The following is a 12763-nucleotide window of genomic DNA, read 5'->3' as shown; positions in this document are numbered from 1 at the left end:
GGGTCAGCCGGCCACGCGGATGAGGCGGGCGGAGAGGTGGGGGCTGAGGGGGTGGCCCAGGGCGGCCATCTCCTGGGCGTAGAGCAGGGCGCCCTCGACGATGCCGAAGAGGCGGGCACCGGCGGTGACCTCCTTGGCCGTCGCCGTCCGGATCACCGCGTCGGTGGCGAACTCGATCTGGGTGCCCTTGCGCTTGCCGATGTGCAGCTCCATCACCCCGGTGGGCACGGTCATCAGGGCTTCCAGCTCGTCAGTGACCCGGTCGCCGTCCATCACCGGACGCCACCAGCCGACCTCGCGACCGGCCGGGCGCACCGGACGGCTCTGCTCGTCGAGGATCCACGCCCGGGACTCGTAGAACAGGAACGGCCGGCCGTCGTGGCTGATCCGGATCTCCTGCGCGAAGTCGAAGTCCTCGATGGTCGGGAAGCCACCGCGGCCCCGGCCGCGCCACACGCCGATGTACGGCAGCAGACCGTCCAGGCTGGGGTGCAGCTTCGGGCCGACGCGCAGGTCGTGGCTCTCCTCGAACGGGTACGGATCGACCGGCGGCGCGTTCAGCCACGGCGGCTGCAGCGGGTTCTCCTCCGACGGGTTCGCGCTCACCCGGCCACCTTCGTTCGCGACTGCGGGGCTCGCAAACCCGGCTCACTCCTCGCGCTCACCATTTACCTCTCGAAATCCTCACAGCCAGATAGACCAGGCCGCCCGCGAGCGCGCCCAGGCCGGCGACCAGCAGGCTGACGAACCCGATCTCGGTAACCATCCGGGCCATCCTATGCTGGCGCCATGGCCCGCACTCTCGTCGTCAAGGCCACCGCCGGCGCGGACGCTCCGGAGCGGTGTGCCCAGGCATTCACGGTCGCCGCCACGGCGGCGGCCGCCGGGGTCGACGTCTCGCTCTGGCTGACCGGCGAGTCCACCTGGTTCGCGCTGCCCGGGCGGGCGCAGGAGTTCGACCTGCCGCACTCGGCGCCGCTGGCCGAGCTGCTGCACGTGATCCTGACCACCGGGAAGGTCACCGCCTGCACCCAGTGCGCCGCCCGCCGGGACATCGGCCCCGGCGACGTGCTCCCCGGCGTACGCATCGCCGGGGCGGCGGTCTTCGTGGAGGAGGCGATGACCGAGGGCGCGCAGGCGCTGGTCTACTGACGCCAGCTCGACCCGGCGCATGTCCGTTCCGGGTGGAGTGACGATACTGACCCGACATGTCCGCCCGCTGCCTACGATTCGGGTGTGGGCGAGGCGATCGAGCAGTTCTTCGCGTCACTGCCGGCGCGGGCCCCGGCGGTGCTGCGCGGCCCGACCACCGGAGCCATCCAGCTCGACCTGACCACCGGCAACCGGACCGACCACTGGCTGGTCGAGATGCGACCGGGGGCGGTCCGGGTCACCCACGGACGCGGCCCGGCGGACGCGATCTGGAACAGCAGCGCCGACCTGTTCGAGCGGCTGGTCACCGGCCGGGCGGCGGCCATGGCCGCGGTGCTGCGCAACGAGAGCACCTACAGCGGCAGCGTGGTCCTCTTCCTCGACTTCCGCCGCTTCTTCCCGGATCCGCCGGGCACCCGGGACCCCCGCGACACCGCGCGTGAGCGGCTCGGACGGTCGGGATGAGGGAGCGGGTCAGCATCCTCGACGGCAACACCTTCCTGGTCTGCGACCGCCGGGGGGACATCGAGCCGTCCTTCGACTTTCCCACCGGGCTCTTCTCCTTCGACACCCGCTTCATCTCCACCTGGCTGCTGACCCTGAACGGGGAGCGGCTGCACGCCCTCTCCATCGACGACGCGCAGTCGTACCGGACCCGGTTCTTCCTGGTCCCCGGCGAGCCGACGCACTACCTGGACGCCAAGGTCTCGGTGATCCGCAGCCGTTCGGTCGGTGGCAGCTTCGACGAGGAGTTGACCGTGCTCAACCACTCGGGTCAGGAGGTCGAGTTCACCCTCCGGCTCGACATCGGCGCCGACTTCGCCGACCTGTTCGAGATCAAGCACAAGCGGCACAAGAAGGGGCGGACCACACCGTCGGTGGCCGGGGGTGAGCTGCGGCTCGCGTACCGCCGCGAGAAGTTCCACCGCGAGGTGGTGGTCAACACGAGCACGCCGGGCAACATCGACGAGTCCGGCATCACCTACCGGATCCGGGTCGGGCCGCACGGCGAGTGGACCACCCAGCTGCACATCGCGACCGTGATCTACGGGGCCCGGGGCGAGGACATCCGGGCCACCCTGCCGCTGGGCGGTCACCGTTCGGCCGCGGCGATCCACGCCGAGCAGGACGAGCTGATCGCGCGGGCGCCGAAGCTCGGCTGCGACTGCGCACCCCTGGCCGGGGCGTACCGGCGGAGCCTGAACGACCTGGCCGCGCTCCGGTACGAGTCGATCGCGCTCGGCGTCCGGCTGCTCGCCGCCGGCCTGCCCTGGTTCATGACCCTCTTCGGGCGGGACAGCATCTTCACCTCGCTCCAGGTGCTGCCCTTCCTGCCGGAGCTGGTCCCCCCCACCATCCTGATGCTCGCCGCCCTGCAGGGCAGCCGGCTCGACGACTTCCGGGACGAGGAACCGGGCAAGATCCTGCACGAGCTCCGGTACGGCGAGACCGCCGGCTTCGAGGAGCAGCCGCACTCCCCGTACTTCGGGTCGGCCGACTCCACCGCGCTCCTCGTGATCCTGCTCGACGAGTACGAGCGGTGGACCGGGGACGGCGACCTGGTCCGGCGGCTGGAGTACCAGACCCGGGCCGCGCTGGACTGGATCGACACGTACGGCGACCTGCTCGGCACCGGCTACGTCTGGTACCGGACCCGCAATCCGGAAACCGGCCTGCAGAACCAGTGCTGGAAGGACTCCTGGGACGCCGTCTCGTACACCGACGGCCGCCTGCCGGAGTTCCCCCGGGCCACCTGCGAGCTCCAGGGCTACGCCTACGACGCCAAGCTGCGCGGTGCCCGGTTGGCCCGCACGTTCTGGAACGACCCCGCGTACGCCGACCGGCTGGAACGGGAGGCGGCGGCGCTCAAGGAGCGGTTCAACCGGGACTTCTGGATCCCGGAGCGGGAGTACTACGCGCTGGCCCTGGACCCGGACGGCCGGCACGTGGACGCCCTCTCCTCCAACATCGGGCACCTGTTGTGGAGCGGCATCGTCGACGAGTCCCGGGCCGCCGCGGTGGTCGGCCACCTGCTCGGGCCGCGGCTCTTCTCCGGCTGGGGGGTGCGCACCCTCGGCGACGACCAGGGGCGGTACAACCCGATCGGCTACCACGTCGGCACGGTGTGGCCGTTCGACAACTCGATCATCGCGTGGGGCCTGTGGCGGTACGGCTTCCGCGAGGAGGCCGGCCGGATCTGCGAGTCGATGCTCAGCGCGTCCCGGTTCTTCGGGGGGCGGCTGCCGGAGGCGTTCGCCGGCTACGACCGGGACCTCACCGACTACCCGGTGCAGTACCCGACCGCGTGCAGCCCGCAGGCCTGGTCCGCCGGGACCCCGCTGCTGCTGCTCCGGGTGATGCTGGGCCTCGACCCGCAGGGCGAGCACCTGATCATCGACCCTGCCGTTCCCGAGGGGATGGGCCGGGTCGAGCTGCTCGACATTCCCGGGCGCTGGGGGCGGGTGGACGCGCTCGGTCGGAGCCGCACCCCGCGCGACCACGCCCGCGGCCACTGACCGGGGTCACCGGATCGCCCGGGCACGTGGGCGCCGGAGCCGACCGGGCGCGAGCGGTGGGCGCGAGCGGTGGGCGCGAGCGGTGGGCGCGAGCGGCCCGATTCAGCCGGCGCAGCCGGTGGAGGCGGCGAGGCGCAGCCGCTCGCCGGTGACGTCCGCGACGACGACGGCCGGGCCGCGCCGGTAGGCGTACACCTCGGGGGTGTCGAGCAGGGCGGCGCCGGCGGCCAGCGGCTTCAGTCCGGCGAGCGGGGCCGGCGCGGCGCCGGCGGTGGCCCAGCGGGTCCGCGCGTTGCCGCCGCCGGGGCACGGCGCGGCGAGTGATCCGGCCCCGGCCTCGGCGGTCCGCCCGAGGGCGCGCAGGGCCTCGTCCAGAGCGGGTTCGCCGGGGGGACCCGGCAGCAGGTCGGCGAAGTCCGTGTCGGCCGGGCGGCAGCCGGTCTCGGCGGCGAACCGGACCCGACCCGGGCTCGCCACCCACCCCTGCACCAGCACGAACTCCCCGGCGTCGGCGCGCAGCCGCGGGCCCGAGGAGGAGCTGCGCACGCCGGCCCGCCAGTCGCCTGGAAGGCGGGCAGCCACCCTGTCCAGCAGCGCCCGCTCACCACCCTCGGGCAGCACGACGTCCACTCCGCGACGGTACGCGGCCCCGTCGGCCATCGGAGTCACCCGGCAGCCCCGGTCGAGCCGCGGCTCGGTCAGCACCCACGCCGCCTCGCCGGTCGCGGCGACGAGCTGTCCGACCGCCCGGTCCGTCACCCGGGCGGCCGCGGACAATGGGCGCTGCTCCCGCACCGTCGGCGGGTCGTGCCGGACCGACCACCAGGTCAGGCCGGCCAGCAGCACCGCCCAGGCCACCGTGGCGGCCAGCAGCCAGCGCGGCCGGCCCCGCTCCGGCGCCGGCTGCGGGGGACCACTCGGCGGGGCCCACCCCGCCTGGACAGCACCGCTCACCGCCCCATCGTGTCACGCACCCGCCCCTTACCCACCGGCAAGGGGCTCATGATCCGTTGCCCGTCAACGGGCCGACGCGCCGCGGAGCCCGGCGGAACGTCAGACGCTCCTGGCGGCCGCGCGGGACCCGGAGCGGGCCGCGGCCCACCGCCCCGGGGGGGGACGGCGGGCCGCGGCGCCGGTCAGAGCGTGGGTCAGGCGGCCACCGTGACGGTGACCTCGTTGATCCCGCGGGCGGCGGTGACGGCGGTGTCGCCGTTGCCGTGCCGGGAGAGCGCCCGCAGGGTCCAGTTGCCCGGCGCCGCGAAGAAGCGGAACTGGCCGGCCGGGGAGGTGACCACCTCGGCGGTGAACTCGCCGGTGGAGTCGAGCAGCCGGACGTACGCGCCCGGCACGACCTCGCCGGACTCGGCGGTGACCAGACCGGTGATGACGGTTTCCTTCTCCAGGTCCAGGCTGGCCGGCAGCGGGGCGGCCTGGTCCGGAGCGGCGCAACCCGCAGCGGTGGGAGCAGTCATGACTCAGGCCTCCCCAGGTTCGTCGCCGAGCGCGACCGGCACGCCGACCAGCGAGCCGTACTCGGTCCAGGAACCGTCGTAGTTCTTTACGTTGGCGTGGCCGAGCAACTCCTGGAGCACGAACCAGGTGTGCGAGGAGCGCTCGCCGATCCGGCAGTACGCGATGGTCTCCTTGCTGTCGTCCAGGCCGGCGGCGGCGTAGATCTTCCGCAGCTCGTCGTCGGACTTGAAGGTGCCGTCCTCGTTGGCCGCCTTGGACCACGGCACGCTGATCGCGGTCGGCACGTGGCCGGCGCGCTGCGCCTGCTCCTGCGGCAGGTGGGCGGGGGCGAGCAGCCGGCCGGCGTACTCGTCGGGGCTGCGCACGTCGACCAGGTTCTTGGTACCGATCGCGTCGATCACCTCGTCCCGGAAGGCGCGGATCGAGGTGTCCGGCTCCTGCGCGACGTACTGCGTCGCCGGGCGCTCGACCTTGTCGGTGACCAGCGGGCGGGCGTCCAGCTCCCACTTCTTGCGGCCGCCGTCGAGCAGCTTGACGTCCCGGTGGCCGTAGAGCTTGAAGTACCAGTACGCGTACGCGGCGAACCAGTTGTTGTTGCCGCCGTACAGGACGACGGTGTCGTCTCCGGCGATGCCACGCTCGGAGAGCAGCGCCTCGAACTGGGCCTTGTTGACGAAGTCCCGGCGGACCGGGTCCTGGAGGTCGGTGCGCCAGTCGAGCTTGATGGCGCCGGCGATGTGGCCGGTGTCGTAGGCCGAGGTGTCCTCATCGACCTCGACGAAGACGACGCCCGGGCCGTCGATGTTCTTCTCGGCCCATTCGGCCGAGACGAGTGCGGTGTCGCGACTCATCAGATCACTCCCTGTGAGGATGGATGGTGAGCCAGCGCGCGGAGATCGAAGTCGCTGATTGTCGCACCACGCGCGGGACCCAGAGCTAGGAACGGGATCACGGGTTCGTGCGACGGCGCCGCTGCCGGGCGATCAAGGGAGCACCGGAGGGTACGCGGACCCTGCGTGCCGGTGGCCGCTAGGCGGCCGAGGACAGCCCCGCCGTCAGATGACGGGGCGACACAGGCAGGTGGCCACGCGGCACAGGTCGACCGCGCGCCGTTTGGTGAGGAGCGTCCCCATGGGCAGGGAGCCTACCAGCCGGCCCTCCGAGCACCACCGGACCGACCAGCATCCGGGACGCCGATCCCGGCCGGAGGACACCGACGGCCCGACCGGTGGGTCGGGCCGTGCGGGGGCGTACCGGTGGTGGTCAGCCGGCCGAGTTGATCGGGACGTTGCGCGCGTCGGCCGTCACCGTCAGCCCCTCCGGGCGCGGCTCGACCTTGCGGACGTTGAGCTGGAACGGCAGCTCCGGGAGGGGAACGTCGACCGAGATGCCCTTGGCGTAGTTGGCCAGCAGCGTCCGGGCCAGCGGCACGTTCGGCAGCCCCTGGGCGTCGAGGTCGTTGAAGCGCAGCGCCACCTTGCCGTCGTTGACGGCCACGTCGGCGGTGCCGACCACGGTGAGCTTGACGCCGAGGATGTCCACCGGAGCGGTGACGGCCAGCTTGCCGCCCTGCTCCCCGAGCGTGAGGCCGGGCCGGTCGAGCAGCTTGGCCAGGCTGTCGTAGGCGATGGTGCCGCGACCGTCGACGCTCTCGGCGACCACGTCGCCCTGACCGGAACGGAGGGTGTCCAGCGACGCCTTGACGTTGTGGGCGTCCACATCGAGCCGCGGCACGCTGACGGTGTCGCCGCGCACCGGGCCCTGCACGTCGGTGAGCACGATCGAGATGTGCTCGTACTTCCCGGCCAGCACCTGGGTCAGGAATGGGAAGCCGCCGACCTCGACCTGCGGCGCCGCGGACTGCGCGTCCTGCTTGGCGACCTCCTGCTTCACCTGGTCGGCGATGGCCCGCTCGGCCACGCCGGCGGCGACCCGGTCGGCGACCACCAGCAGCCCGGCCAGGACCAGTAGCAGGACGACGAACCCGATCAGCACCTTGCGACCGCGCCGCCGGGGCCGTTCCTCGTACGCCGCCTCGGCCTGTGCCACGCCGCCTCCTGTGTTCGCTGTCGGTCGCCGCAGTGCGGCGCACCGGTAGTACCCGATGGCTGGATCGCTCAATCGCCGGCTCAGAGGAAGAGCACGCACATGGCGTACGCGGCGGGCGCGGCCAGCGCGAACCCGCCGAGCGGGCCCTGCATGTGCCGGGCCACCCACATCGTCGGCGGCTCGCCGGCCATCAGCCGGCCCGCCTCCGCGTACCCCACGGCGAGGTCGGCCAGCACGGCGGTCGCGGCGGTGACCAGGCCGATCACGGCGGCGCTGGTCGGGGTGAACCCGACCAGGTAGCTGCCCAGGACCGCGCTGACCAGGGTGCCGATCATGGCGCCGCCGACCACGCCGGCCGCGCCCCGGGGCACCTGGGGGGCGAGCCGGGGCCACGGCGCCACCGCGTCGGTCAGCCGGGCCACGAAGAGGGCGGCCCCGGTGGCGGTCAGGCAGACGGTGATGGCCTGGGTGCCGGCCGGGATCCGGCTGAGCACGATGAGGGTCCCGAAGGCCACCACGCCGACCACGATGAGCAGGGTGCCGCCGAGCGAGTCGGTCACCCGTACCCGGTCGACCCGGCGGACGAGCTGGCCGAGCACGCCGAGGACGAAGCCGCCGACCGCCACGTACCCGAGGGGGGCCAGGCCGGCGATCTCCGACTGCACGGCGGCGGCGTCGGCCGCCGCGGCGACGCCGGCGCTGAGCAGGGCGACCAGCAGCAGCGCCGGCGGCCGCATGGCCATCGTCCAGGCGAGCACGAAGAGCAGTTGGACGCCGAAGATGATGAACGCGAACGGCAGCCGGTGCCCCGGCCCGGCCGTCTGCGCGCCGAGCACCAGGCCGACGCCGAGCAGCGCGGCGAACCCGGCCACGGTGAGCGCGAGCGGCCGGCGTACCTCGACCGGCTCCACCTCGTCCTCGACGGCGTCGTCGGCCGGCTCGTCGTCGGGCCGCCGGGCCGGGCCGCTCTTGCGCAGCCGGCGGGGCCCGCCCCGCTCGCGCCGCTCCCCGGCGTCGTCGGCGGCCGGGCCGGTGCGCGGGCCCGGCGGGTAGCCGCGGGAGGGGTCGGCCGGTCCCGGGCGGGCGGCGCCGGCCCAGGAGTCGCGGCCCGTCTCGGGCGAGCTGGAGGGAAACACGCCCCGATCGTGCCAGACCGGGCCGCCCCGGCGGAGGTCACGGTTTCAGCAACGTTAAAACCTGGGCCGCGATCAGGGGCAGATCAGACAAAGGGGAAAGGGCACGGAGGTGCAGGGCGGGCCATCGGTTACGCTCAAGCCGTTACCCGCCCGTCAGCGACGCCGGGACCCACGCAAGTTCTCAGCGCCACCCCGGTCGGGCGTGCCGCTGGTCGCGCGCGGTCGAAGGACCGCCGGGACGGAGGTGATCGTGTGGAGCTCCTGCTGCTGGTGACCGCGCGTGCAGGTGAGCCATCGGCGGTGCTGCCGGCACTCGACCTGCTGCCGCACTCGGTCCGGACCGCGCCACGCGACGTCCGCACGCTGGTCAGTGGCCCCAGTCCGGACGCCGTCCTGGTGGACGCCCGCTCCGAGCTGAGCGAGGCCCGGGCCACCTGCCGGATGCTGCACGCCACCGGGCTCGGCGTGCCGCTCGTCGCGGTCGTCACGGAGGCCGGCCTGATCGCGCTGAACGCCGACTGGGGCGTGGACGACGTGATCCTGGCCGGCGCGGGCCCCGCCGAGGTGGAAGCCCGCCTGCGGCTCGCGGTGGGCCGGCTGAGCAACGCCACGGCGGGTGCCGGCGGTTCGATCCGGGCCGGCGAGCTGACCATCGACCCGGACACCTACGCGGCGAAGCTCAAGGGCCGTCCGCTCGACCTCACCTACAAGGAGTTCGAGCTGCTGAAGTTCCTGGCCCAGCACCCGGGCCGGGTGTTCACCCGGGACCAGCTGCTCCGCGAGGTCTGGGGCTACGACTACTTCGGCGGCACCCGGACGGTCGACGTGCACGTCCGGCGGCTGCGGGCCAAGCTCGGCTCGGAGTACGAGTCGATGATCGGCACGGTCCGCCAGGTCGGGTACAAGTTCGTCGTGCCGCCGTCGCGTTCGCTGCCCGAGTCGGAGCCGGCCCCGCTGCCGGTCTGACCTCGGCTCCACCACTGCTCACCCCTTAGGGGCATATTTCCTATATGCCCGTTTTTGCCTGCCTGGTCGATCTTATTCTGACTGCCGGGTTACGGACAAAAGGGGGCGACGGTGCGTGCGGTGACCACGGGGGCGACGACAGGTCCGTGCCGGGATCCGAACGGTCGGGGCCTCTGATGCCGAGCCGGACACTGCGGGCCACCGGCATCGTGACCCTGGTCGCGGCCGCGCTGCTCGGCTCGGCGTACGCCCTGGGCCGCAGCCTCGTCCCCGACCAGCCGGGGCACGACACCGGCGTGCCGGCGAGCGTGCACAGCCCGCACTACGCCGATCAGCCGCCGGCCCCGGTCGGCTCCCCCGCGACGACCGGGGCGCCCGCGTCGCCGATGGAGCACGGGCAGGACCCCGCCGACGACGACCAGGGACCCTTCGGCAGCCTGGTCTCCACCGGCACAACCCGGGTCGCGCTCACCTTCGATGACGGGCCGGACCCGCAGTACACGCCCCAGGTACTCGCGCTGCTGCGGGAGTACGGCGTCAAGGCGACCTTCTGCGTGGTCGGCGAGAACTCGGCGGCCCACCCGGAGCTGATCCAGGCGATCGTGGCCGAGGGCCACACCCTGTGCAACCACTCCTGGGACCACGACATCACCCTCGGCAAGCGTCCCCGGGACACCATCCGGGCCGACCTGCTCCGCACCAACGCGGCGATCCGGGCCGCGGTGCCGGACGCGCGGATCGAGTACTTCCGGCAGCCCGGCGGGGCGTGGACGTACCCGGTGGTGGCGGCCTGCGAGGAGCTGGGGATGGCGCCGCTGCACTGGACGGTCGACCCGTCGGACTGGCAGGCGCCCGGCGCGTTGAGGATCACCGCAACGGTGATGACCGAGACCGCACCCGGCGCGATCGTGCTCCTGCACGACGCGGGCGGCGACCGCGCCGGCACCGTCGAGGCGCTGCAACGCCTCCTGCCGGAGCTGATGGTCCGGTTCCAGCTGGAGGCGCTGCCCAACGGCACGACGTGACGCGCGTCGCGGCCCGCGCTCGTCGCGTCCCGGGTGAGTGGCCCGGCGGGGGCCGCTACGGTGACGGGATGAGCAGCACCGAGCCGACCGCCGACCGTGTCGCCCGCGCCGACCGGCTGGCGCCGGTCGAGGTCGCCGAGGTGCTGGCGCTGGCCCGCACGGCCGGGGACGCCGACGGCGCAGACCCGCTCGACGAGCACGTGCTGCTGCGGCTGCGCGAGCCGGAGGCGCCCGCGGTGCACCTGACCGCCCGGGCCACCGACGGGACCCTCACCGGGTACGCCCACCTGGACACCACCAACCCGGCCACCGGGATCGGGGTGGAGCTGGCGGTGCACCCGACCTTCCGGCGGCGCGGCACCGGCCGGGCGCTGGCCCGGGGGGTGCTGGCCGCGGCGGCCGGCCCGCTGCGGGCGTGGGCGCACGGCGACCACCCGTCCGCCGCCGCACTCGCCGTGGACCTGGGCTTCACCCGCGCCCGGGTGCTCTGGCAGCTGCGCAGGCCGCTCACCACCGCGCTGCCCGAGGTGCGCCTGCCGGACGGGGTCGAGCTGCGGGCCTTCCAGCCGGGCACCGACGACGACGCCTGGCTGACGCTGAACAACCAGGCCTTCGCCGCCCACCCCGAACAGGGCCGGTGGACCGAGGCCGACCTGCGGGTACGCCTCGCCGAGCCGTGGTTCGATCCGGCCGGCTTCCTGCTCGCCGTGCAGTCCGCCACCGGCCGGCTGCTCGGCTTCCACTGGACCAAGGTGCACGAGCGCCCGGGGTCGGCCCGGATCGGGGAGGTCTACGTGATCGGGGTGGACCCCGCCGTGCACGGGGGCGGCCTCGGCAAGGCGCTGACCACCGCCGGGCTGGCGTACCTACGGGACCGGCGGGGCCTGGACCGGGTGATGCTCTACGTGGACGAGTCGAACGCGGGCGCGGTGCGGCTCTACGAGCGGCTCGGTTTCGCCCGCTGGTCGGCCCACGTCAACTACCACCTGGGCTGACCCCGCCCGGGCGGCCCCGGTGGTCGCCGGGGGCCCGAAGATCCGTCACGGCGGTGTCACACGGTGGACTCGACGGGATAACGAGTGCCCGGATAAAAGACGCTATTAGCGATAGCGGGCCGCGAGTTCACGAAACGGACAACCCCCACTCAGCTCCCGGTCACCGCGCCGCGCGGACCTGTTCATCTCTCGTTCACTTCCGACCGGCGAACCGTCCACCTGGCACTTCTAACTTCAAGTCAGCCGGTCAGCGCCGGCACCCGGCTCCGTCCGGGCGACCTGACCAAAGACGTGAAGGGAACCCCCCAGGTGAAGCTCCAGCGGCACGGCGCCATTGCCTGCCTCGCTCTTACCGCGGTGCTCGGTCTCAGCGCTTGCGGTTCGGACAACAACGAGCCGACCGGCACGTCCGCCTCCGGCTCGGCCGCCGCGGTCGACTGCGGCAAGGGCACGCTGAACGCGCAGGGCTCCTCCGCCCAGAAGAACGCCATGGCCGAGTGGATCAAGGCCTACCAGCAGGAGTGCGCCGGCACCACGATCAACTACGAGCCCACCGGCTCCGGCGCGGGCATCCAGGCCTTCATCGCCGGCACCGCCGACTTCGCCGGCTCGGACTCCGCCCTCAAGCCGGAGGAGCAGCCGCAGGCCGACGCCAAGTGCGCCGGCGGTCAGGCGCTCAACCTGCCGATGGTGATCGGCCCGGTGGCGGTCGTCTACAACGTGAGCGGGGTGGACAACCTCCAGCTCAAGCCGGCCACCCTGGCGAAGATCTTCGCCGGCAAGGTGACCAAGTGGGACGATGCGGCCATCAAGGCCGACAACCCGGACGCCAAGCTGCCGGCCACCGCGATCCAGGCGGTGCACCGCTCCGACGAGTCGGGCACCACCGACAACTTCACCAAGTACCTCACCAAGACCGCCGAGGCGGACTGGACCTTCGGCAACGCCAAGGCGTGGAAGGCCCCGGGTGGCGTGGGCGCCGCCAAGTCCGACGGCGTGGCCAGCAAGGTCAAGGGCACCGACGGCACGATCAGCTACGTCGAGTGGTCGTACGCCGAGAACGGCGGCCTGAAGAAGGCCAAGGTGCAGAACGGCGCCGGCGAGTGGGCCGAGCTGACCGCCGAGTCGGCCGGCAAGACCATCGCCGGGGCCAAGTTCGAGGGCCAGGGCGACGACCTGAAGATGTCGATCGACTACAACACCAAGGCGGCCGGGGCCTACCCGATCGTCCTGGCGACCTACGAGATCGTCTGCAGCAAGGGCCTGGCGGCCGACAAGCTGCCGCTGGTCAAGGGCCTGCTGAGCCACGCCGCCAGCGCCGAGGGTCAGGCCGACCTGGTCGAGCTGGGCTACGCCCCGCTGCCGGACTCGGTCCGCACCAAGGTCGAGGCCGCGGTCAAGAACCTCTCCTGACCGTCGAAGAGCAACACCACCTCCTCAATTCGAAGCGA

Annotated in this window: 15 protein-coding genes; 7 read left to right on the top strand and 8 right to left on the bottom strand. The window is 73.0% G+C overall.

Features of this window, described 5'->3' with window-relative positions; translation table 11 throughout:
- Positions 1 to 3 precede the first annotated feature (3 nt).
- Together I8N68_RS16130 and mtfM are read right to left on the bottom strand one after the other, a co-directional pair.
- On the bottom strand, positions 4 to 606 hold the full coding sequence (locus I8N68_RS16130; protein ID WP_200210802.1) for a heme-binding beta-barrel domain-containing protein: 603 nt from the start codon (positions 604 to 606) through the stop codon (positions 4 to 6).
- A 55-nt stretch (positions 607 to 661) separates the two neighbouring features.
- Positions 662 to 766, bottom strand: coding sequence for a small membrane protein MtfM (mtfM, locus tag I8N68_RS33625; protein WP_046570768.1), 105 nt, complete (start codon positions 764 to 766; stop codon positions 662 to 664).
- Between the two features lie 23 nt (positions 767 to 789).
- Between mtfM and I8N68_RS16125 the strand changes: the two genes are divergently transcribed.
- The 3 genes from I8N68_RS16125 (at position 790) to I8N68_RS16115 (ending at position 3668) form a co-directional block, all read left to right on the top strand.
- Positions 790 to 1152, top strand: a complete 363-nt coding sequence (locus I8N68_RS16125; protein WP_200210801.1) for a DsrE family protein — start codon at positions 790 to 792, stop codon at positions 1150 to 1152.
- Between the two features lie 84 nt (positions 1153 to 1236).
- Positions 1237 to 1617, top strand: coding sequence for an SCP2 sterol-binding domain-containing protein (locus tag I8N68_RS16120; RefSeq protein WP_200210800.1), 381 nt, complete (start codon positions 1237 to 1239; stop codon positions 1615 to 1617).
- The gene (locus I8N68_RS16115; protein WP_200210799.1) at positions 1614 to 3668 is read left to right on the top strand and encodes an amylo-alpha-1,6-glucosidase; all 2055 of its coding nucleotides are present in this window, start codon (positions 1614 to 1616) and stop codon (positions 3666 to 3668) included. The genes I8N68_RS16120 and I8N68_RS16115 overlap by 4 nt, the downstream gene beginning before the upstream one ends.
- A 102-nt stretch (positions 3669 to 3770) precedes the next feature.
- Here I8N68_RS16115 and I8N68_RS16110 read toward each other — a convergent pair whose 3' ends face one another.
- The 6 genes from I8N68_RS16110 to I8N68_RS16090 all read right to left on the bottom strand — a co-directional run bounded on the left by I8N68_RS16110 (position 3771) and on the right by I8N68_RS16090 (position 8326).
- Entirely contained in the window at positions 3771 to 4622 is an 852-nt protein-coding gene (locus I8N68_RS16110; protein WP_200210798.1) for a hypothetical protein, read from the bottom strand.
- Between the two features lie 194 nt (positions 4623 to 4816).
- Positions 4817 to 5140 carry a DUF1416 domain-containing protein gene (locus I8N68_RS16105; RefSeq protein WP_200210797.1) on the bottom strand — a complete coding sequence of 108 codons (324 nt, stop codon included), beginning with the start codon at positions 5138 to 5140 and terminating at the stop codon, positions 4817 to 4819.
- Between the two features lie 3 nt (positions 5141 to 5143).
- Positions 5144 to 5992 carry a sulfurtransferase gene (locus I8N68_RS16100; protein ID WP_200210796.1) on the bottom strand — a complete coding sequence of 283 codons (849 nt, stop codon included), beginning with the start codon at positions 5990 to 5992 and terminating at the stop codon, positions 5144 to 5146.
- 204 nt (positions 5993 to 6196) lie between these two features.
- Entirely contained in the window at positions 6197 to 6274 is a 78-nt protein-coding gene (locus I8N68_RS34245; protein ID WP_311202345.1) for an Ms5788A family Cys-rich leader peptide, read from the bottom strand.
- Between the two features lie 130 nt (positions 6275 to 6404).
- Complete coding sequence (locus tag I8N68_RS16095) at positions 6405 to 7190, bottom strand: LmeA family phospholipid-binding protein (protein WP_200210795.1); 786 nt, start codon at positions 7188 to 7190, stop codon at positions 6405 to 6407.
- 80 nt (positions 7191 to 7270) lie between these two features.
- Positions 7271 to 8326: a hypothetical protein gene (locus tag I8N68_RS16090; RefSeq protein ID WP_200210794.1), complete on the bottom strand. Its 1056-nt coding sequence runs from the start codon at positions 8324 to 8326 to the stop codon at positions 7271 to 7273.
- 252 nt (positions 8327 to 8578) lie between these two features.
- Here I8N68_RS16090 and I8N68_RS16085 point away from each other — a divergent pair, with 252 nt between their 5' ends.
- From I8N68_RS16085 to pstS, 4 genes are all read left to right on the top strand, one after another.
- On the top strand, positions 8579 to 9292 hold the full coding sequence (locus I8N68_RS16085) for a winged helix-turn-helix transcriptional regulator (RefSeq protein ID WP_200210793.1): 714 nt from the start codon (positions 8579 to 8581) through the stop codon (positions 9290 to 9292).
- Between the two features lie 176 nt (positions 9293 to 9468).
- A complete protein-coding gene (locus tag I8N68_RS16080; protein ID WP_200210792.1) occupies positions 9469 to 10317 on the top strand; it encodes a polysaccharide deacetylase family protein in 849 nt (282 codons plus the stop codon).
- Positions 10318 to 10385: 68 nt separating this feature from the next.
- Entirely contained in the window at positions 10386 to 11312 is a 927-nt protein-coding gene (gene mshD / locus I8N68_RS16075; RefSeq protein ID WP_200210791.1) for a mycothiol synthase, read from the top strand.
- A gap of 309 nt (positions 11313 to 11621) precedes the next feature.
- The gene (gene pstS, locus I8N68_RS16070; RefSeq protein WP_200210790.1) at positions 11622 to 12725 is read left to right on the top strand and encodes a phosphate ABC transporter substrate-binding protein PstS; all 1104 of its coding nucleotides are present in this window, start codon (positions 11622 to 11624) and stop codon (positions 12723 to 12725) included.
- Positions 12726 to 12763 lie beyond the last annotated feature (38 nt).

Source organism: Micromonospora coerulea (assembly GCF_016598485.1).
GTDB classification, from domain to species: Bacteria; Actinomycetota; Actinomycetes; order Mycobacteriales; family Micromonosporaceae; genus Micromonospora; species Micromonospora coerulea.
This window is presented reverse-complemented; position numbering and strand designations above follow the sequence as displayed.